Source organism: Devosia sp. ZB163, assembly GCF_028613635.1.
In the GTDB taxonomy this organism is placed as follows: domain Bacteria; phylum Pseudomonadota; class Alphaproteobacteria; order Rhizobiales; family Devosiaceae; genus Devosia_A.
Window position 1 is genome coordinate 113109 of sequence record NZ_JAQRMY010000002.1, and the last position, 20487, is coordinate 133595.

21 protein-coding genes are annotated in these 20487 nt (G+C 68.1%); 16 read left to right on the top strand and 5 right to left on the bottom strand.

What is annotated here, in order from left to right:
• Positions 1-4: 4 nt before the first annotated feature.
• Both PRN20_RS08810 and PRN20_RS08815 read left to right on the top strand, forming a co-directional pair.
• On the top strand, positions 5-1729 hold the full coding sequence (locus PRN20_RS08810) for a GTA baseplate fiber-binding domain-containing protein (protein WP_273956931.1): 1725 nt from the start codon (positions 5-7) through the stop codon (positions 1727-1729).
• Positions 1722-2003: a hypothetical protein gene (locus PRN20_RS08815; RefSeq protein ID WP_273956932.1), complete on the top strand. Its 282-nt coding sequence runs from the start codon at positions 1722-1724 to the stop codon at positions 2001-2003. Before PRN20_RS08810 ends, PRN20_RS08815 begins: the two co-directional genes overlap by 8 nt.
• A 371-nt stretch (positions 2004-2374) precedes the next feature.
• On the opposite strand, the gene PRN20_RS08820 is transcribed toward PRN20_RS08815, so the two are convergent.
• Together PRN20_RS08820 and PRN20_RS08825 are read right to left on the bottom strand one after the other, a co-directional pair.
• Positions 2375-2716 (bottom strand): helix-turn-helix transcriptional regulator, encoded by a 342-nt coding sequence (locus PRN20_RS08820; protein ID WP_273956933.1) that lies wholly within the window; start codon positions 2714-2716, stop codon positions 2375-2377.
• Between the two features lie 12 nt (positions 2717-2728).
• On the bottom strand, positions 2729-2977 hold the full coding sequence (locus tag PRN20_RS08825) for a type II toxin-antitoxin system RelE family toxin (protein WP_273956935.1): 249 nt from the start codon (positions 2975-2977) through the stop codon (positions 2729-2731).
• Between the two features lie 95 nt (positions 2978-3072).
• Between PRN20_RS08825 and PRN20_RS08830 the strand changes: the two genes are divergently transcribed.
• The 5 genes from PRN20_RS08830 to PRN20_RS08850 all read left to right on the top strand — a co-directional run bounded on the left by PRN20_RS08830 (position 3073) and on the right by PRN20_RS08850 (position 7392).
• On the top strand, positions 3073-3363 hold the full coding sequence (locus PRN20_RS08830) for a hypothetical protein (RefSeq protein ID WP_273956936.1): 291 nt from the start codon (positions 3073-3075) through the stop codon (positions 3361-3363).
• A gap of 93 nt (positions 3364-3456) precedes the next feature.
• A complete protein-coding gene (locus tag PRN20_RS08835) occupies positions 3457-4116 on the top strand; it encodes a response regulator transcription factor (RefSeq protein ID WP_273956937.1) in 660 nt (219 codons plus the stop codon).
• Positions 4113-5582, top strand: a complete 1470-nt coding sequence (locus tag PRN20_RS08840; protein WP_273956938.1) for a sensor histidine kinase — start codon at positions 4113-4115, stop codon at positions 5580-5582. The genes PRN20_RS08835 and PRN20_RS08840 overlap by 4 nt, the downstream gene beginning before the upstream one ends.
• Before the next feature lie 26 nt (positions 5583-5608).
• Positions 5609-6097: a hypothetical protein gene (locus PRN20_RS08845; protein ID WP_273956939.1), complete on the top strand. Its 489-nt coding sequence runs from the start codon at positions 5609-5611 to the stop codon at positions 6095-6097.
• Between the two features lie 98 nt (positions 6098-6195).
• Positions 6196-7392 (top strand): hypothetical protein, encoded by a 1197-nt coding sequence (locus PRN20_RS08850; RefSeq protein ID WP_273956940.1) that lies wholly within the window; start codon positions 6196-6198, stop codon positions 7390-7392.
• On the opposite strand, the gene PRN20_RS08855 is transcribed toward PRN20_RS08850, so the two are convergent.
• Together PRN20_RS08855 and PRN20_RS08860 are read right to left on the bottom strand one after the other, a co-directional pair.
• Positions 7389-9389, bottom strand: coding sequence for an FAD-dependent oxidoreductase (locus PRN20_RS08855; protein WP_273956941.1), 2001 nt, complete (start codon positions 9387-9389; stop codon positions 7389-7391). The two genes, PRN20_RS08850 and PRN20_RS08855, sit on opposite strands and share 4 nt — an antisense overlap.
• A complete protein-coding gene (locus PRN20_RS08860) occupies positions 9386-10450 on the bottom strand; it encodes a hypothetical protein (RefSeq protein WP_273956942.1) in 1065 nt (354 codons plus the stop codon). Before PRN20_RS08860 ends, PRN20_RS08855 begins: the two co-directional genes overlap by 4 nt.
• Before the next feature lie 131 nt (positions 10451-10581).
• Between PRN20_RS08860 and ccmI the strand changes: the two genes are divergently transcribed.
• The 9 genes from ccmI (at position 10582) to PRN20_RS08905 (ending at position 19700) form a co-directional block, all read left to right on the top strand.
• Entirely contained in the window at positions 10582-11652 is a 1071-nt protein-coding gene (gene ccmI, locus PRN20_RS08865) for a c-type cytochrome biogenesis protein CcmI (RefSeq protein WP_273956943.1), read from the top strand.
• The gene (gene ccmE, locus PRN20_RS08870; RefSeq protein ID WP_273956944.1) at positions 11649-12092 is read left to right on the top strand and encodes a cytochrome c maturation protein CcmE; all 444 of its coding nucleotides are present in this window, start codon (positions 11649-11651) and stop codon (positions 12090-12092) included. Before ccmI ends, ccmE begins: the two co-directional genes overlap by 4 nt.
• A gap of 184 nt (positions 12093-12276) precedes the next feature.
• On the top strand, positions 12277-14244 hold the full coding sequence (locus tag PRN20_RS08875; protein WP_273956945.1) for a heme lyase CcmF/NrfE family subunit: 1968 nt from the start codon (positions 12277-12279) through the stop codon (positions 14242-14244).
• On the top strand, positions 14241-14687 hold the full coding sequence (locus PRN20_RS08880; protein ID WP_273956946.1) for a cytochrome c-type biogenesis protein: 447 nt from the start codon (positions 14241-14243) through the stop codon (positions 14685-14687). The genes PRN20_RS08875 and PRN20_RS08880 overlap by 4 nt, the downstream gene beginning before the upstream one ends.
• 62 nt (positions 14688-14749) lie before the next feature.
• Complete coding sequence (locus PRN20_RS08885) at positions 14750-15499, top strand: sulfite exporter TauE/SafE family protein (protein ID WP_273956947.1); 750 nt, start codon at positions 14750-14752, stop codon at positions 15497-15499.
• A gap of 126 nt (positions 15500-15625) precedes the next feature.
• Complete coding sequence (locus tag PRN20_RS08890) at positions 15626-17185, top strand: Do family serine endopeptidase (RefSeq protein WP_273956948.1); 1560 nt, start codon at positions 15626-15628, stop codon at positions 17183-17185.
• A 128-nt stretch (positions 17186-17313) separates the two neighbouring features.
• A complete protein-coding gene (locus PRN20_RS08895; protein ID WP_273956949.1) occupies positions 17314-17985 on the top strand; it encodes a response regulator transcription factor in 672 nt (223 codons plus the stop codon).
• Between the two features lies 1 nt (position 17986).
• Positions 17987-19387, top strand: a complete 1401-nt coding sequence (locus tag PRN20_RS08900; RefSeq protein WP_273956950.1) for a sensor histidine kinase — start codon at positions 17987-17989, stop codon at positions 19385-19387.
• A 103-nt stretch (positions 19388-19490) separates the two neighbouring features.
• On the top strand, positions 19491-19700 hold the full coding sequence (locus PRN20_RS08905) for a hypothetical protein (protein WP_273956951.1): 210 nt from the start codon (positions 19491-19493) through the stop codon (positions 19698-19700).
• Positions 19701-19867: 167 nt separating this feature from the next.
• On the opposite strand, the gene PRN20_RS08910 is transcribed toward PRN20_RS08905, so the two are convergent.
• Complete coding sequence (locus PRN20_RS08910; protein ID WP_273956952.1) at positions 19868-20473, bottom strand: hypothetical protein; 606 nt, start codon at positions 20471-20473, stop codon at positions 19868-19870.
• Between the last annotated feature and the right edge of the window lie 14 nt (positions 20474-20487).

The following is a 20487-nucleotide window of genomic DNA, read 5'->3' on the forward strand; positions in this document are numbered from 1 at the left end:
CCCCATGGTGGGGCGGATCTCGCTCTGGACCTGGGACGCGCGGCCGTGGCCGGCGTTTCCGACCGATACGGCGAGCTGGGCCGATGGCGAGAACCATGCGGCGGGACACTGGCTGACCGGCCGGCTGGGCGCGCTGGCGCCCGATGAGCTGGCCCGGGCTGTCGCCGATGATTTCGGTGTCGGGCTGGGAGCGGCGGATGTAGCGGGGCCGCTGATCCATGGGGTGGCGGTCGAGGGCGTGGTGAGCTGGCGCGATGCGACGGCACCGGCGCTCGCGGCGGCGGGTCTCTCCGTGCGGGATGGCGCCGATGGGCTGGAGCTTGTGGGGCCGGACCTGCTTCCGGCCGTGGTGCTCGATGGCGAGGATCTGGTGAAGGACGAGGGCCCGGTGCGTTCGCGCCGGCGGCCCGACCCATCGGCGACGGTGGCGCGGCTGGCCGTGGGCTATGTCGATCGCGAGCGCGAGTATCTGACGGGAACCGTAACCGCGATGCGGCCCGAGGGAGCGGCGGTGGCCGGGGAGAATACGGGGCTGGTGCTGGAGGCGGCAGCGGCGCGCGGGGTGGCCGAGCAGCTGCTGCGGGCGACCGATGCGCGGCGCGAGACGCTGGAGTTCGACCTGCCGCCTTCACAACTGGCTCTCGAGGTGGGCGATGTGATCGCGCTTGCCGGGGAGGGGGAGGGACCGTTCGAGATTGCCGAGATCCGTGACGGGCGGAGCCGCCGTGTCTCGGCGCGGGCGCTGCCGCCACTGGTCAGGGCCGCGGTGCTGAGCGACCGGCCGGCGCGCGCACCGACAGCGCCGGCTCCGATGGCCGAGCCTGCCCTGATCGCGGCGCACCTGCCGCCCGACCCGGCGACGCCGGATCGTTCGTGGCTGCTGCTCGCCGCCTATGCCAGCCCTTGGCCGGGTGAGGTGGACGTGCAGCTGGTGGCGACGGGGTCGCGCATCGCGCGGCTGGCGCGGCCGGCGGCGATGGGCGAACTGTTGACGCCGCTGACGGCGGGGCCTCTGCATGTGCGGTACCGGCGGAGCATCGAGATCGAGCTCAGCGGCGGGCATATCGCGCCGGTGGATTTAGAGGCGGCGCTCGCGGGCGCGAACCGGATCGCGGTCGAGACCGACGCGGGCGAGTGGGAGGTGCTGGGCTTTGCCGGCGCCGAACTGATTGCGCCCGGCCGCTATCGGCTCACCGAACTGCTGCGCGGGCTCGGGGGCAGCGATGTGGCGATGGGACCGGCGGCTGTGGGCAACCGGCTCGTCGTGCTCGACGGCAATGTCGTGGTGCTGCCGGTCGAGCCGGACTGGCTCGGCGGGGAATTGGCACTGCGGGCCTTTGCCGGGAGACACGACGGGACGGGCACGGCCTTCGGGGCGACGGCGTCGCTGGGGCCGGTGCTGCCGCTGCCGCCGGTGCATCTGAGGGCCGTGCGCGGGGCAGGGGGCGACGTGAGCCTCAGCTGGCTGCGGCGCAGCCGAGCCGATGCCGGCGCCTGGGCTGCGGTGGAAGTTCCGCTCGAGCACGTGCCCGAGGCCTACCGGGTGACCATCCTCGATGGGCCGACGCCGGTGCGGACCATCGCGGCAGCGGCAGCGGGCGCGACCTACACGGCCGCGCAGCAGGCCGCAGATTTCGGCGCGCCGCCGGCCTCGTTCGACTTCACCGTAGAGCAACTGAGCCCGGTCTTCGGGCCGGGACATCCGGGGGCCGGCACCTTCCATGCGTAAGACCATCTTCGATGGCCTCGACGAGGCCATCGCCCGCCAGCGGCTCAGGCTGCTGGTGGGCTTCCTGTCATCCCAACTGAGGAGAACCCTGATGACTTTCGGAATTCTGGACGGCTTCAAGACCTACATCGTCGCCGCAGCCATGGTGCTCGCGGCCATCAGCCAACTCGTGGGCGTGGACCTGCCCAGCTTCGAGGGGCACGCGGCGGGTCAGCTGCTGATGGAGGGGCTGGCGATCTTGTTCTTGCGCAAGGGAATTAAGGGGGCCGTCTAGGGCACATGCAGGCGATGGGTCGGCGACACTGTCGACCCATCGCTGTGCGCCAGTAGACTTCGACCAGTCGCAGTCGTCCTCCGTTCAGGCAAGCCTGGCACATTCCGCGCAAAGCGGCTTCCCGCCGGTACCGTCGCGAAGGTTCTCTTTCTCGATGTTGTTGCCGGTGTTGCAGGAGGTGTTGTTGTGGTGAACGCTCTGCTTCACAGAGTGCCACGGTGACTTCTTTGCCATTCCCGGATCCCCAAAGTTTCACGACGGGGCATCTTAGGATGCCGACCGAGTCGTGCTCTGTTGGCGACACCTGATGGTGCTTTCACCTACGTGCTGACCAGGTGCCCGACGGTTCCGCGGCGGAGACTCGGCGCTGTTCAAGCCAGGTCGTCCAGCGACACCCCAAGCGCCCCTGCCAGCTTTTTCAATGTGTCCACAGATCCCCGCTTCCTGCCGGATTCAATATTGGCGATCTGGACACGGTTGACCCCGGAGGCCTCGCTGAGCGCGACCTGGGTCAGGCCGCGGAACTCCCGGTACACGCGGACGGGGCTTTCGCCGGCGATCAGCCGGTTGGCAAACTCGGCGGGGATGAGTTCGTCGTCGCCTGCGGCAAGGGCGGCCTTGGCTCGGTCGTAGGCTGCGATATCGGCAAGGTCTTCGGCAGCCTCAAGCAGGCGCTCGTACTCGGCCTTGGTGATGGTGACCATCTCGTTCATCTAGAGTCTCCTTCAGTCGTAGATGCCGCCGCGTGGCCCGATCTGCAGCACGGCCAGCACCGCGCCATCCTCCATGATGACACGCCAGTCGCCGACCCGGAGCCGGATACCCGGCCGACCCTGCAACGCCTTGACGTTGTTGGCCTGCGAGGCCGGATCGGTTGCATATGCTTCGATCTTCGCCCTGATCCTTTCGGCCGTGTTGGTGGGCATCTTGCGCAGCGCCCTCAACGCGTCCTTGGTGTAGGCGATCTGCTTCATGCACGGAATGTAGCGCATAGCTACAGTGTGGGCAATGGCCGGGGAAGCAGCCCCCGTTCATCCCACATTCAGCCATTCCACCCCATAACCCCCCGATGACACAGAAACTGACATTGGTGGCGGCCGGCGTCCTGGCGCTGGGGCTGGGCTTGGGGTTGGCTGCGCCGACCTCGGCGCAGGAGTGCCTGTCCAAGCGCGAGATCCAGGAAAAGATCGATACCGGCGAGCTGGTTCAGCTGTCGCAGGCGATCGCGCAGTCGGGTGTCGACGGCAAGATCATCAGTTCGCAGGCACGGGTATGCAACGTCGGCGGCCAGTGGGAGTGGCAGGTCAACGTGATGGACGAGACCGGCGAAAGCAAACCTGTGAGCTTGCCCGCCCAGTGAGGCGTTCTGTAGAATTCGGGCTCGACCGTCCTTGCGCGAAGGGCCGGCTAAGCCGGGCGCGTGGTCCGGTCGCGGCGGCACAAGGGGACCGATATGCGTATTCTCGTCGTTGAGGACGACACCAATCTCAACCGCCAGCTGAAAGAGGCGCTCACCGAAGGCGGCTACGTCGTCGACGTGGCCTTCGACGGCGAAGAGGGCCATTTCCTGGGCGACACGGAGCCGTACGACGCGATCGTGCTCGATATCGGCCTGCCGCAGATGGACGGGCTCTCCGTGCTCGAGGAATGGCGCCGCGCCGGCCGCAAGACGCCGGTGCTGCTGCTGACCGCCCGCGACCGCTGGAGCGACAAGGTGCAGGGCATCGACGCCGGCGCCGACGATTACGTTGCCAAGCCCTTCCATATGGAAGAGGTGCTGGCCCGCGTTCGCGCTTTGGTGCGCCGCGCCGCCGGCCAGGCCAGCAACGAGATCGTGGCGGGTTCGGTCCGGCTCGACGTGAAGGCGGGCAAGGTGACGGTGGACGGCCATTCCATCAAGCTCACCAGCCACGAGCTGCGCCTCTTGAGCTACCTGATGCACCACAAGGGCAAGGTGATCTCGCGCACCGAGCTGACCGAGCATCTCTACGACCAGGATTTCGACCGCGACTCCAACACCATCGAAGTGTTCGTCGGGCGGTTGCGCAAGAAGCTGCCGGACGACTGCATCCAGACGGTGCGGGGGCTCGGCTACCAGATTGCTGAGGATTGAGCACGGACAGTCCCACCTGGCGTGATCGGATCGGGGGGTGGTTCCGCCCCCGCGAGCAGACCTCGACTCAACCGAAGGGCCGCCGGGGCTCGATAGCGGCCGCGCTGTTCCTGCTGTCGGCCGGCTGGCTGATCGTCGCGCTGGTGGCGACGGCCTTCCTGCTCACCGAGCTCTACTCCCGCGCGCTGGACAACAGCCTCGTCGAGACGCTTGAGTTCCACGTCGAGACGCTGACCGACCTGAGCCTGCTGTCGGAGTCCCCGAAATCGGACCAGATCAGCGTTGCCGATCCGCGCTTTGATCGCACGGGTTCGGGCTGGTACTGGGCTATTCGCGCCGAAGACGGCGAGCTGCTCAACTTCTCCAACTCCTATGTCGGCATGGTGCTCGGCCCGCTCCCAGGCCCGTTCGACAGCACCAACGCCAAGACCGCGGTGGTGACCGACCCGTTCGGCACCAAGATCCGCGTGATCGAGCGCGCCGTGACCGTGAACGGCGTGCCGCTCCACATCATGGTGACGGGCTCGCTCGACGAGATCCTGTCGCTGGTCGACGAGTTCCGCGGCCAGACGCTGATCGTGCTCGGCGCGGTGGCGATCATGCTGGCGGTGATGTCGACCATCGTCGCTCGGCTGGCCCTCCGGCCCATCGGGCGGCTGCGGCGCGAGGTGGAGCGCGTGCGCGAGGGCGACGCCCCGTCCGTGACCGGCTCCTATCCCGCCGAGATCGCTCCGCTCTCCGAAGAGATCAACGAGCTGCTGCGCGCCAACGCCCAGATCGTCGAGCGCGCGCGCAACCAGGTGGGCAACCTCGCCCATGGGCTGAAGACGCCGATCGCTGTGCTGCGCAACGAGGCGGTCGCCCACAAGTCCAACCTGCTGGCCAAGGTCGTCTCGACCGAGACCGAGAAGATGAGCCAGCTGGTCACCACCTATCTCGACCGGGCGCGGCTTGCCGCCCGCTCCGCGGTGGTGGGCAAGAAGGCAGACGCGACCCACGTCATGCTGCGGCTGACGCGCGTGATGCAGAAGCTCAACCCGCGCGTGACCATCGCCATGGTCCGGCCCGACGCCTCGCTGCCCTGGTTCCGCGGCGACGAGGGCGACCTCGAGGAGATGGCGGGGAACCTGCTCGACAATGCCTGCAAGTGGGCCAAGTCCTCGATCGGCGTCACGGTTGTGGCCGAAAGGCGCGACGGAACGACCAACCTGCTGATCAAGGTCGACGACGACGGACCGGGGCTGACCGAGGAAGAAGCGACCAAAGTGTTGCGTAGAGGTGTCAGGCTGGACGAGAAGACGCCCGGATCGGGCCTGGGGCTGGATATCGTCAAGGAACTGGTTGACGTCTACGGCGGCTCCTTGCAATTGAAACGGTCTGTGCTGGGGGGCCTGCTAGCCGAACTGCGGTTGCCTGCCGCCAAGGTCGCTGGCTTCCGCACTTTCGCCTCAATACGAAAAGAGTAAGGCCCCGGCCTTCAACCGAGACCGACATGCAGCAGCCCGTCCGCGCCCTTCCAGTCCTCGCCATGCTCCTGCTCGCCGGGTGCAGCATGGGCCCCTCGACCTCCGACATCGCTGTTGGCCCGACGCTGCCGCAGCCGAATTCGACCCTCGCCACCCAGCCGACGATCACGCCCGCTTCGCTGCCGGCGACGACCGCCATCCAGCCGACCACAGTGGCGATGAACGACGTCAGCGCCTTCGTCGACGGCTCGATCCTCGGCCAGCTGACCGCCAAGGACAAATCCGAAGCGGCGAGCGCGCAGTTCAACGCGCTGACCTTCGGCCGCCCGGGCGCACCGCGCACCTGGAACGGCGACAAGGGCGTTGCCGGTTCGGTGACCGTTGGCCCCTATGTGCGCGTCAACAACATCGACTGCCGCGACTTCACCCACACGGTGACCGTCGGCGGCGCTCCGCATGCCCGCAAGGGCACCGCCTGTCGTGATGCGACCGGCAACTGGAGCGTCACTGGCTGATGGCGATTTGATCGGGCGAGCTTGCCCGATCAGCCATTTGTTTACCGGGGGCAGCTAGGGTCAGGGACTACGCTGGACCTCATCGCCCCCCGGTTTCCATGAACGACAGGACTGCCTCAGCCGCTCCGACCGAGACCGCGCCTTCGCGCGGTCCGCAGCTGGTGGCTCGGCCCTTTTTCGGGCTCATCGACGCCGTCCTCGTTCCGGGCATCACGACTTTCGAGTTCGCCGGCGCCATTGCCGAAGGCCACGCCCGGTCGGCCTGGACCTGGCTGGTCCGCGACGTCGCGCCGGACCTGATCGACTCCACTGCCACCGATGACGAAGCGGCGCGTAAGGCGCTCGATGCGCTCGTGCCGGAGCTGCTGCAGCGCGCTCGCGCGCGGCTTGCCGTCACCTCGGAAGAGGATTTGCGGCGGCTGAAGATCCAGGTGGGCGGTGACGATGTGTTCGCCCGCATGCCGGTGATCCTCGGTGCGCTGAAGTGCCGGGCCCTGTTCGACAAGGCGCAGGCCTTCGGGCGCGCCACCAACGCCATGACCGACGATGCGGCGCTGGGCCTCGCGCTCCAGTCCATGCCGCTCGCCGACCAGGCGGTGACTGCTCTGCTGATGCAGGCGGCGATGGGGCAGGTGACCCATCCGGGCCGGTTGATGGCCGCCGTGGTCCGCATCGCCGACTCCGCCACCGAGGCGTCGGTCCAGCGTGCCGGCTTCGGGCCCCTGGTCGATGCCATGCTGAGCCACGCGCAGGCGCAGATCCCGGCCCTGCAGCAGCGCGGCGCCTTCTCCGATGTCGATCTCATCTGCCGCGCCATGGATCGCTTCCACCGGCTGATGCGCGCCGTGACCGGCTTTGTCGAGCTGGGCCGGCTGACGCGCTGGTCGACGATCATTGCGGCATTGACCAAGACGGTCTCGGAATTGCTTGACCCGAGGCTCCGGGAAGTCGGGCCGGACATCAACCTGGCCCTCCGCCGCCATCATGGCACCGACCGGATCGACAGCGACCAGGTGCTGGCCGCGCTCAACGGCTGCTACGTGATGGCCATGGTGCGTGATTGTCGCGACTCGCTGGCGCTCAATGCGCTGTTCGACCAGATATGGAACCAGGTCGGGCAGGCTCTCGAAATCCACGTGCAGCGCAACCTCGAGCTTTTCCGCCAGAACCCGGCCGACCGTGTCATCGGCGCCCGCCTCGATGCGGCAATCAAGATGGCCTCGCTGCGCTTCAACCCCGACTATGCCGATGTGCTGCGCCGTGCCCGTGACGGCGTCGAGCGGCGGGCCGGCTAGCTCTTGAGCTTCAACTGTCCCGTGAGGCGCGATGCGACCGCCGTGCCGGCGTCGCGGACGAAGAGCGACGCGTTGTCCGGCGTGCCCGCCATGATCGCGATGCCGCCATGCGTGCCGGGGAGCGGCGCGGCATAGATGATGCCGATCGCCTTGAGCGGATCGCTGGTTTCCGAGTTCGTGAAGACGAGGCACCCGGGGCCGAAATTGCGTGCGTCGGCCGACGCGATGGCCCACACCTGCGGCTTGTCGCCGAAGCGGCCGGTGAGCCAGACCGGTGGGGCAGGCACCTCGGCAGTCGCGGGCGCAGGCGGATGGACGCGCCAGCCGGTGTCGGTGATCTCGCCTGCGAGGGCGCAGCGCTCGGCGGCAACCGAGCCGGCGTCGCGCGCCGCCATCGAGCCGATATCCACCGCTGCCGCGATGTCGCCGAGGCTGAGCTGGACCGGGCGGACCGCGATGCCCGAGATGCCGTGCCGGCTGGTTTCGGCCGAGCGGCGGGTGATGAGCGAGGCGCCGCGATCGAGATAGGTATTGCCCTTGGCGTGAGGCCGGAACGGCGCGACCGAGGTGTGCGCATCCGGCGTCTCGAATGCTTCCTCGATGACGTGGTCGACGACGCGCGGGGCCGACTTGCCGAGCTGGGTGAGGATAGCGGCCTTGCCGCTGGCGAGAGCCGCCGCGTTGGTCCGCAAGCCTGCGGCTGAGCCGGCAAGCGAGAGCGTCGCGACCGAGCCGCGAGGCGCGAGCCAGCCGTTGGTCTCGTCCCATGCGGCAGCGCCGCCGGCGCGAAGCCAGAGCATGATATCGGGCTGCCAGGCGCCCGCCGCGATCAGTTGGTCGGTCTCGATCGCGCTGGCATCGTGGCTGATCTCATCCATGTTGACCGAGAAGCTGACCCTGAGCCCCGGCTTGTTCCGCTCCAGCGGCTCGGCGTGGCTGGGCGCGAGCGCCGAGGCGAGGGTGATGCCCATGGCCTTGGCGAAATCGACGAAGCGGGAGAGCGGCGCGAGCCGGCTGTCGACGATGCGCTGGACCGCCACGCCGGCATCGGCGGCATGGAGGGCGAGGCGGTAGGCGAAGCTCTGCGGGGTCGTGAACAGCGCGCGCCGGCCCGGCCAGACGCCGTAGCGCTCCGCCCGCATGTAGGCGGCGAGCGCGCCGGCAATGCCGGGCGTGCGGTTGCCCGGAAAGACCGGCAGCCGCTCCATGGCGCCGGTCGCGATGACGATGTGCCTGGCAACGATCGCCACCACCCGCGAGGTCGGCCGGTCGCCATCGACCACAACCTGATGGACGCGCAGGGTAGTGCCCGCGATGGCAAAGGCCTCGGCGCGCAGCAGTACGGTGACCGGGGTCTTTCCCTCGAGCCCCGCCAGCAGTTCGGTGATGGTCTCGTCGGGCGACGCCTCGCCGTCGATGCCGCCAAAATAACGTGTGATACCGCCCAGCGTGTCGGTGCGCTCGACGAGGACGGCGCTCTTGCCCGCGGCCGAAGCGGCAGCCGCAGCGCTGAGCCCGGCGATGCCGCCGCCGACAATGGCGAAATCGGCCTCGATCGTCTCGGTGGGCGACGCATTGTGCCAGGGTGCGGCGATGGCGGTTGCATCGCCGAAGCGATGATTGAGTGTACGCGCCGGGCCGACGAGCAGGTGGCGCACGGTGCCGAGGAGGCCACCCGACGCGATCGGGTCGCGCCGGTCGCCGATGGTGACGAAGTCGACGCCATCGAGTGCCGGCGTGCGCTCCATCGGCAGCGCGGCGCCCTTGCCGGTCGAAACGAGGGGGGCAAAGGTCTCGTCCAGCGCGATGGGCTCGTCGCCATGGCGCCCCGCGATCTGGATGCCGTCGGCGAGAGCGGCCGAAAGCACCGAGTCTCCCGCAAATCCCTCGATCTGACGGCTGTTGAGGCGGAAACTGATGCGCCGGCTTCGGTCGATGGCTGAACCGCCGAGGCCATGTGGTGCGTCGCCCGGCAACCGGTTTGGGGTTTCGCTCACGCCGACACCGGTGCGTACTCGGCCGCCTGCAGCCGGAGATTGCCGCGGGTGGCGCCGCGCGCGGCAAACCAGGCCTCTTCATCGGCCGGCGAGGCGCCCGCGAGGTGGCGCGCCACGGCCGGCGCAAAGAACGCGGCAGCCGGGCCTAGCCCCGCGACGACCACGGCCTTGCCACCGCGCGCCGGCCCGACATAGGGCGCGCCGTCCGTGGTCGCGATCGTGTTGAAGACCATCTCCCCGGCGATGCGCAGCGCCCCCGCCCGGGCCGCGGCGCTGCCCAGCCGGGCGCGGGTGGTGGCGGGATCGCCCGACGTCAGCGCCGATACGCCGGCGCGGCCATCCTGCGTGAGCGTCACACCCCGATCGAGGAAGGCGAGGTACGGGGCAGAGAGGCCCTTGGCGCCTTCGAGCAGCAGCGCCGAGGCCGGCTGTTCGACGAGGCTGCGGTCGCGTGAGTCCTCGGGCAGATGGGTGAGGATCGCCTCGTCGTCGAGGAGGATCGACCGCGCGGCGTCGACGGCAAGCTCGCCGGCAGTGATCCGCGCCGTGCCGTCCTTGCGGATGCTGACGGCGGCTTCGGCGCGATCGAGCCGCCTGACGCCGTGCTGGCCGAGCCATTGCTCGAGCGCCGGCTCGAACCGCCCGTGGCCGAGGAGCTGGACATCGCGCACCCTGAGAATCAGGCCCTCGGCGAGGCTCCGGTCCGCAACGGGCTCGACGGCATAGCCGAGCGCCAGGGCGAGTTGGCGGAAGTAGCCGAGCGCGGCGATGCTCTCGGGCGTCTCGGCGATGAAGAGGGGATCAACGCGGGTCACGAGGCCCTTGCCCCAGCCATTGACGAGCCGGACGGCCTCGGCCGCGGCCCGTTGCAGCAGGATCAGCGTCTCCGGCCGGGTGACCGGTGCGACCGACAGCGTGAGGCTGCGCTGCAGGCGGAAGGGCGAGAAGGGCTCGCCGACGATACAGACCTGCTTGCCGTGGGCGCTGGCGAGAAGGCCGGCAACAAGGCCCGCAAGTGGGGTCGAGCCAACGATCAGGTAGTCGAAACCGTCGCTGGCCATGGGATCAGTGGACCTGTGCGCATGCGACGATGCGTCCGCCACACAACCGTGTGTGTGGGTGCATTATTTGCCCGAATGCCTTTATAGATCGGGCGCATTTCAGCACCCTCCTTTGAGGCACGGTTCTGTACATGGTCTTCTGGTCGCTCGCTATTGTGGTCACAGTTGTCGCCTGCGCCGCACTCTATTATGCGGGTGCGCGGCGGAGGGTCAACGCGAGCCCTGCCGTTGTAGACAGCCCTGAGGTGCAGCACCTCAGGCTTCAGCTCAAGGAAATCGAGTCCGACGCCGCCCTTGGCCGCCTTGGTCCGGCCGAAGCCGAGGCCGCCAAGGGCGAGCTGGCGCGCGAACTCCTGCGGCTGAAGGCCGGTCCCGGCGCGGTCGCGCAGGGCAACGGCAAGCGCGGCATCGTCGCCGGTGCGGCGATTGCAACGGCGCTGCTGGCCTTCGGCATCTATGGCGCTTTGGGTCGGCCGGACCTCCCGGCGCAGCCGCTGGCGACGCGGACCGACGCTGCCCCGTCCACCCTCACGCTCGACGACGCGATTGCGCGGATCGAGGCGCAGCTGAAGCAGACCCCCGACGACCTGCGCGGCTGGACCGTCGTCGCTCCGGCCTACATGCAGCTCGGCCGTTTCGCCGATGCGGCAACGGCCCTCCGCAAGGTGATCGAACTCGCAGGACCCAACGCCGACCGCGAGACCGATCTCGGCGAAGCCGTGATGATGGCCAATGGCGGCGACGCCAAGGGCGAGCCGATGGAGCTGTTCCGCAGCGCTGCGGCGCGCGATCCGGCACACATCCGCTCGCGCTACTACATTGCCGGCGAGGCGACGCGCGAGGGCGACTTCGCCACCGCCAAGGCCGAATGGGAGAACCTGCTCAAGCTGTCCAAGGGCGACGAGAGCTGGGTTGCCAATGCCGAGGCGGGGCTGGCAGCGGCCGAGACCGGTCTCAACGGCGGCGCGCTCCCCGACGAGTCGGCCATTGCCGGAATGGTGGATGGCCTGTCGGCCCGGCTGATGGCCGATGGCGGTACGATCGCAGAATGGACGCGGCTGGTGCGTTCGCGGCTTGTGCTGGGTCAAAACGACCTTGCGCAGCAGGCGTATGACCTGGCCCGCAAGGCATACCCGGATGCCGGGGATCGCGCGGAACTCGATGTTCTCGCAGCGGATAACGGATTGGTGGCAAACAAGTGACCCGTAAGCAGAAACGCCTGGCGATCATCGGTGGACTCGGCGCCGTACTGGTAGTGGCCGCCGGCCTGATCTTCGTCGCCCTGCGTGACCAGATCGTCTTCTTCTATTCCCCCAGCGAAGTGCAGGAACGCCAGATCGCGGCCGGCACGTCCATTCGCCTGGGCGGCCTCGTGAAGGAAGGGACCTGGACCCGTGCTGGCCAGACCTCCGATTTCGTGGTGACCGACGGGCAGACCGAGATGCCGGTGCACTTCGTCGGCCTGCTCCCCGACCTGTTCCGCGAGGGCCAGGGCGTGGTGGTGGAAGGCAGCGTCTCCGCCACGGGCACGTTCGCCGCGACCAACGTGCTGGCCAAGCACGACGAGAACTACATGCCGAAAGAGCTAGTGGACGAGCTCAAGAAGCGCGGCGAATGGCAGCGCGAAGGGGCACCGCTTTGAAGGTGTTGTCAGCATCGTGGCGGAAGTATACCCCCACCCCTGTTCCCTCCCCGCAAGGGGGAGGGAGACCTGCGCTCGCAAGTCTTCGTAACGCACTGGTAGAAGTGTTGGCGTCTCCTCTCCCCTTGCGGGGGAGGGACAGGGTGGGGGGTGCGCTTCCCGCACCAGCAGCAGGAGGCGTGGCATGACCATCGAGCTCGGCCATTTCGCCCTCGTCCTCGCCTTTGCCATTGCCGCCATCTCGGCGGTGGTGGGCCTTGCCTTCTGGCGGCGTGAGGCCGTTGCCGGCTACCTCCAGCAGGCGGCGGTACTGCAGTTCGTGCTGGTGGCGGCCGCATTCGTGGCGCTGATCCAGGCCTTCGTGACCTCGGACTTCTCGCTCAAGCTCGCCTTCGAGCACGCCCATTCGACCCAGCCGCTGATCTACAAGATCACCGCGGTATGGGGGAACCACGAGGGCTCGATGGTCCTGTGGGTGCTGATCCTCGTGATCATGGGCGCGGCCGTCGCGGCCTTTGGGCGTAACCTGCCCAAGGACCTGATGGCGCTGGTGCTGGCGATGCAGAGCCTGCTCGCCGCGGCCTTCATCGGCTTCACCATTTTCACCTCGAACCCGTTCCTGCGCCTGTCGCCGGCCCCGTTCGAGGGCAAGGACCTGAACCCGATCCTGCAGGACATCGGCCTCGCCATCCACCCGCCGCTGCTCTACCTCGGCTATGTCGGCTTCTCGGTCTGCTTCAGCTTCGCCATGGCGGCGCTGATCTCGGGCCGGATCGATGCCGCCTGGGCCCGCTGGGTGCGGCCGTGGACGCTGGTCAGCTGGTGCTTCCTGACGCTCGGCATCGCCATGGGCTCGTACTGGGCCTACTACGAGCTCGGCTGGGGCGGCTGGTGGTTCTGGGATCCGGTCGAGAACGCGAGCTTCATGCCATGGCTCGCCGGCACCGCGCTGCTCCATTCGGCGCTGGTGATGGAGAAGCGCAACGCGCTCAAGATCTGGACGATCTTCCTCGCCATCATCACATTTTCGCTCAGCCTGCTCGGCACCTTCATGGTGCGCTCGGGCATCCTGACCTCGGTGCACACCTTCGCCGCCGATCCGACGCGCGGCATGGTCATCCTCGCCTTGCTCGCCGCCTTCATCGGTGGCGCCTTCTCGCTGTTCGCCTTCCGCGCTTCGTCGCTGCGGGCCGGCGGGCTGTTCGCGCCGATCAGCCGCGAGGGGGCGCTGATCCTCAACAACCTGTTCCTCATGGCCGCACTCGCGGCTGTGCTGGTGGGAACGCTCTATCCGCTGCTGCTCGATGCCCTGATCGGCGAGACCATCTCGGTCGGTGCGCCGTTCTTCAACCTCACCTTCGGCGCGATCATGGCGCCGCTCCTGATCATCCTGCCTTTCGGGCCCTTCCTCGCCTGGAAGCGCGGCGACCTGATCGCGGTGACGCAGCGGCTGGCCGGTGCGGCCGGGCTGGCGCTGTTCGCGGCCGTCCTCTGCTTCGCGCTGACCGGTGCCTCGGTGTCGCTGGCGCCGCTCGGGTTGCTGCTCGGCTTCTGGGTTTCGTTCGGCGCCCTTGCCGAGCTCGTCGACCGCGCCAGGTTCTTCCGCACCGATGTCGTCACGTCGCTGAAGCGCCTGTTCGGCCTGCCGCGTACCGCCTGGGCTACGGCGCTGGCCCACCTCGGGCTCGGCCTCTCGGTGATCGGCATCGTCGCGGCGAGCGCCTGGCAGAACGAACTCATCACCATCATGACGCCGGGGCAGGGCGTGGTGATCAGCGATCACCAGGTGACGTTCGAAGGCATGCAGCACGTCGAAGGCCCGAACTTCGTGTCCGACACCGGCACCTTCTCGATCCGCGCGCCGGGTGGTGGGGTACGTACGGCGCTGGCGGAGCGCCGGATCTACGTCGCGAGCGGCCAGCCGACGACCGAGGCGGCGATCGAAACCTATGGCTTCAGCCAGCTCTACCTGCAGCTGGGCGAGCCGACCCCGGATGGCAAGACCGTGGTACGGCTCTGGTACAAGCCCTATGTCACCCTGATCTGGCTGGGCTGCCTGATCATGGCCGGCGCCGGCTTCCTGTCGCTCAGCTACCGCCGGCTGCGCGTCGGCGCACCACAGCCGGCCGCGGCCCGGGCGGCAGCCGAATGAGGGCGCTCCTCGCCATCGTGATGCTGGTGCTGCTGAGCGTGCCCGCGCTCGCCGTTCGGCCCGACGAGATGCTGGCGGACCCCACGCTCGAGGCGCGGGCCCGGGCGATCTCGACCGAACTGCGCTGCCTCGTCTGCCAGAACCAGTCGATCGACGAGTCCGACGCCGACCTCGCCCGCGACCTGCGGGTGCTGGTGCGCGAGCGGCTGGTCGCGGGGGACACCGACGATCAGGTCCGCGCCTTCCTCGTCGCCCGTTATGGCGAGTACGTGCTGCTCAACCCGGTGGTGGCGCCGCACACGATCCTGCTCTGGGTGGCCGCGCCGGTGGTGCTGCTGATCGGTGGGATCGTGGTGTGGATCGGGGCGCGCCGCAAGCGGCATGCAGAGCCCGAGCCGGCCCTGACGGAAGAGCAGAAGCGGGCCCTCGACGAACTCAAGTAGGCCGCCACTTGCGGCTGCGGATGGGCGGGGCTACTCAGGCCCGACCCCTCCGGATCCCGCCCTTGCCATTCACCGATCTTCTCCCCGCCGGCCTCGATGCGACGATGGCGCTCGCACTCATCGTCCTGAGCTTCGTGACGTCGCTGATCACGGCGACCTTCTCGCTCGGCGGTGGCACGCTGATGGTGGCGGTGCTGGCGCTGGTGTTTCCGCCCGCTGTGGTGGTGCCGCTCCATGGCGCCATCCAGCTCGGTTCGAACGGCGGCCGCGCCATCGTGCAGCGCGCGCATGTCCAGTGGCACCTGGTGCTGTGGCTGGCGCTCGGTGGGGCGATCGGCACCGTGATCGGCGGGCAGTTCGCGAGCCTGCTGCCGGCGACGGCGTTGCAGGTGGCGATCGCCGCTTTCGTGCTGCTGACGACGTGGTTGCCGCAGCCCCGGATCGTCGGGCGTTCCCGCGTCGCGCAGGTCGTCGGCGGGGCGGTGATCTCCGCCCTGTCGATGGTCGTGGGCGCCACCGGGCCGCTGGTGGCCGTGTTCATCAAGGGCCTCGCCGACCGGCGCCATCTGGTCGCGACGCACGCCATGCTGATGACGTTGCAGAACACGTTCAAGGTCGTCGTCTTCGTGTTCCTGGGCTTCGCCTTCGCGGAATACCTGCCGCTGATCGTTGCGATGGTCGTTTCCGGATTTGGCGGCACGGCGCTCGGGAGCAGGCTGCTCGTGAAGGTGCCCGAGGCCGCTTTCCGCTGGGGTTTCAAGATCGTGCTGACAGTGGTCGCGCTCGACCTGCTGCGCGAGGCGATATTCTAGCAGCTGAGAAAAGCGCTCCGGACGCCCGGTAACATTACCGATATTTAAGACAGGCGACACGCTGCAGAAAGGCGGCACCCTCCATATGTCTGGCCCACAATGAGTGCCTGATTGAAGGAGAACCACATGCGCTCGACTCTCAACTCCCGCGCCCGCCGCTGGATCGGGGCCTCGGCTCTCGCTATCCTTGCAGGTATCGGGGGCGGCACTGCTTTCGTTGCCGCGACTGCACCTTCCACCGCCCAGTCCGCCAAGCTCGTGCCCGCCGCACAGATCACGGCTCCCGCCGTGACCAACGTCCCGAATTTCGCCGACCTCGTCGAGGCGGTGAAGCCGGCCGTTGTCTCGATCGTGGTCGAGGGTTCCGAGAAGGGCCGCGACCTGCAGCGCGGCGGTCGCCAGTTCGAGTTCCGCTTCCCGGATCTCCCGAACGACCACCCGTTCCGTGATTTCTTCGAGCAGTTCGGCGAGCAGTTCGGCGCGCCCGGCCGCGACAACAACAACAACGCACGCCCGCAGCCGCCGCGTCGCACCATGGCAGCCGGTTCCGGCTTCGTCATTTCGGCTGACGGCTACATCGTCACCAACAACCACGTCGTCGACGATGCCGAGAAGGTAACGGTCATCTTCGAGGACGGCACCGAGAAGCAGGCCAAGCTCGTCGGTACCGACGAGAAGACCGACCTCGCGGTCGTCAAGCTCGAGGGCGAGACGGACCTTCCCTTCGTCAAGCTCAGCGATATCGAGCCGCGCGTCGGCGAGTGGGTCGTGGCCGTGGGTAACCCGTTCGGCCTCGGCGGCACCGTGACCGCCGGCATCATCTCGGCCCGTGGCCGCGACATCGCCGGCTCGGCCTATGGCGACTTCCTGCAGATCGACGCGGCCGTGAACACCGGCAATTCCGGTGGCCCGGACTTCAACATGCAGGGTGAGGTCGTCGGCGTGAACACCGCGATCTTCTCGCCCAATGGCGGCAACGTCGGTATCGCCTTCGCCATCCCGGCGAGCGTGGTCAAGCAGGTGACGAACCAGCTCATCGAGCATGGCGCCGTGACCCGTGGCTTCCTCGGCGTCGGCATCCAGGACGTGAACCGCGACATCGCCGAGAGCGTCGGCCTCGCCACTGCGGCGGGTGCACTCGTGACCGAGCCCTCCAAGGACAGCCCGGCCGACAAGGCTGGCGTCAAGTCGGGTGACGTGATCACGGCCGTGGACGGTGACCAGGTGACCGATGCGCTCGACCTGAGCCGCACCATCGCCGGCAAGAACCCGGGCTCTACCGTCGAGCTGACCATCTGGCGCGACGGCAAGGAGCAGAAGATCTCCGTGACGCTCGGCAAGCTCGACGAGGCCGCGCAGGCTCCCAGCGATGAGCAGACCCAGCAGCAGCCGCCGGCTGCGCCCGAGCCCGCTTCGACCAGCGTCGGCCTGACGCTCGTGCCGAACTCGGGTGGTGAAGGCCTGCTGATCCAGGACGTCGATCCGAGTTCGGCTGCCGCTGAGCGTGGCTTCGCCGTGGGTGACACCATTCTCGAGGTCAACAACCAGGCCGTGAAGTCGGTCGATGAGTTCGAGAAGGCCATCCAGTCGGTCAAGGACAACGGCCGCAACACGGCTCTCGTGAAGGCCCAGCGCGACGGCAACACCCGCTTCGTCGGCCTGCCGATCACCGAAGACAAGTCGTAAGGACTTAGGGGCTCCGGGGCGACCTGCCTCGGGGCCCTTCCTCCCTTCCGTCAGTCCTGCCAAGACCGGGATCCGCAAGGGTTCCGGTCTTTGCTGGAATGACGCAGAATGAGCCGGGGGCTGGTGCCATGAAGATTCTGCTGATCGAGGACGATCGCGAGGCGGCGAGCTACCTCATCCAGGCGCTGGATGAGGCCGGCCACGTGACGCACCACGCCAGCGACGGTGAGACCGGCTACGCCATGGCCTCGTCGATGGACTACGACGTGCTGGTGATCGACCGCATGCTGCCCCGGCGCGACGGCCTCTCGATCATCGAGAGCCTGAGGGCCGAGGAAGACCACACCCCGGTGCTGATCCTCTCCGCCCTGGGCGAGGTCGATGACCGCGTGACCGGCCTGCGCGCCGGCGGCGACGACTACCTCGTCAAGCCCTATGCCTTCACCGAGCTTCTCGCCCGCATCGAGGTGCTGGCCCGCCGCTCCTCGCCGGCGGAGGCGGCGACGAGCCTCGAGGTCGGCGGCCTGCAGCTCGACCGGCTGAGCCGCAAGGTGGAGCGCGACGGCGAGCCCATCCTGCTCCAGCCGCGCGAGTTCCGCCTGCTCGAATACCTGATGAAGAATGCCGGCAAGGTGGTGACCCGCACCATGCTGCTCGAGAACGTCTGGGATTATCACTTCGACCCCCAGACCAACGTCATCGACGTGCACATGTCGCGGCTTCGCGCCAAGATCGACAAGGGGCACGCCAATCCGCTGCTGCATACGATCCGCGGCGCCGGCTACATGATCCGCGACTGACATGTACCGTCTCGCCGAGCTTTGGCGCACGACCACGGTGCGCCTGACCGCGATCTTCATGCTGATCTTCATCGTCTTCGCGGTGGGGCTGCTGGGGCTCATCTTCTGGCAGACCACGATCCAGCTGCAGCGCCAGCAGGCCGAGCAGATCGATCGCGAGACCTTCGCCATCAGGCGCATCGACGACGACGGCGGCTTCCGCGCCACCATCCTCGCCATCGGCCAGCTCGCCTCCCAGCCCGGGCCCGGCATCTACTATCTCGCCGATCCCACCGGCCAGAAGATCGTCGGCAACGTCTCCGACCTGCCGTCAGAGGTCGTCGCCGAGCCCGGCACCTACAGCTTCAACTACGATCGCACCCCGGGCCTGAGCGATGGCGGCGGCGACCTGCGGCCGCGCCAGGGCAACGCGCTGGTGCGATCGGAGAAGCTGGCCAGTGGGCTGATCCTTGTCGTCGGCCGCGACGTGGTCGAGCGCCGCGGCTTCACCGCCATCGTCTTCCAGTGGTTCGCCATCGGCGTCGGCGGCATCCTGCTCTTCTCGCTGATCGCCGGCATCGTGACCTCGGTGCGCGTGCTGCGCCGCGTCGACACCATCGCCTCCACCTCCAACAAGATCATGGCCGGCGACCTCAGCGAGCGCGTGCCGGTGACGCGGCGCAACGACGAATTCGATGCCCTCGCCACCAACCTCAACGCCATGCTCGATCGCATCGAGAAGCTCATGCAGGGGATGAAGGAGGTCACCGACAACGTCGCCCACGACCTCAAGACTCCGCTGACCCGACTGCGCAACAAGGCGGAGTCGGCCCTGCTCGAAAGCAAGGACGAGGCGGCGCGGCGCGAGGCGCTGGAGACGACCATCGAGGAGAGCGACAAGCTCATCCGGACCTTCAACGCGCTGCTGATGATCGCGCGGGCCGAAGCCGGCACCCCCTCGGGGGCGCTGAACGAGATCGACCTGAGCGCGGTGGTGAGCGACGTCGCCGAACTCTACGGCCCCCTCGCCGAGGACCAGGGCATGGTGCTCGAGACCGATATCGCCGAGGGGCTGCACATCCACGGCAACCGCGAGCTTCTCGGCCAGGCGCTGGTGAACCTGATCGAGAACGCGCTCAAGTACTACGAGCCGGCGGAAGGCAAGCAGGGCCTCATCAAGGTCAGCCTCAGGTCCGAAGGTGGGCGCGCCAGGATCACGGTCGGCGACAATGGACCGGGCATTCCCGAGGTCGATCGGGGCAGGGTGGTCGAGCGCTACGTGCGCCTCGAAAAGAGCCGCAGCCAGCCCGGATCCGGGCTCGGATTGTCGCTGGTGGCGGCCGTGGCGCGGCTGCACAAGGGCGAGCTCAGGCTCGAGGACAACGCCCCCGGCGTGCGTGCGGTGATCGACCTGCCGGCGTGAACGTCTCGCAGCGCCAATGCGTCACGCTAACCTTACGAAACTGCACGCAAATTTCACGCCTGGGGTAAGCTCATGGAGACCCGCGGCGTGGCATGAGGCGGCCATGACTACGTTCATTGTGCACATGCCGGCGTCCGATGCTCACCGGCTCCAGATGTTCAATCCGACCACGGTCGAACTCCTGCCCACGCCGGAGCTTTCCGCCCTGCGCTCCGATCGCGACGTTGCGATGGTCCGCTCGACGTTTCGGACCGTCGTGAAGATGGCCAAGATGTTCCCCGACTGGCAGTTCCAGGCGCTGATCGGGCACTAGAGCCAAGTACACCAACAGGCCCTCATGGCCGGGCTTGTCCCGGCCTTGTCCCGGCCATCCCGCCACGCGGCGTCTGCCGCGTGAGAAGAAAGTCTCTCGCCGCGCCGATAAGCGGTTGCTGGATCACCGGGACAAGCCCGGTGATGACGGGCACCATGGATCGGCGCCTAGTGCGCCGTCGGCACGGACGTCTCGCCGACGCCGATGCCGCTCACCTTGCCGCCCTTGAGCGTGTAGCCGATGTACTGCGCGATGTCGGAATAGCCGCCCGGCCGGTCGGAGCGGTAGGCGACCTTGTTGCCGGAGGCCGCCCCGAAGGTCGACTTGAGGTCGGCGCTGGCCGCGCCCAGCCCGGGAATGCCGAAATCGGGGACCGCGAACTCGGCCGGCGCCGCATCGCAGCTCTTTGCCGGCTTGCCGGCCTCTGCCGCCACCATCATCACGAACTCGTAGCCGCCAAGCGCATTCGAGATGAACCAGACGTTGGCCCCCTCGGTGCCGTAGCAGATCCAGTCGGCACGGCCGGCGCCGTCGCCGTCGCTCTGGATGGTGCCGCCGAAGGCCTTCTGCAGGTCCTTGAGCTTGGTGCGCTGCAGCTGGACCTTGAGCTTGCCCACCTCGATCGTCTTGACCGGCGCCTTCTCGAGGTTCGCTTTGCTGAAGTTGAAGCCGTTGCCGAAAATCGCCTGGCCCATGCCGCCGAGCGAGGCGGCGTGTGCGGGAACGGCGGCAATGACGAGGGCAGACAGGACGGCGGCAGTCAGGTGGCGCATGCGAGGCTCACGGG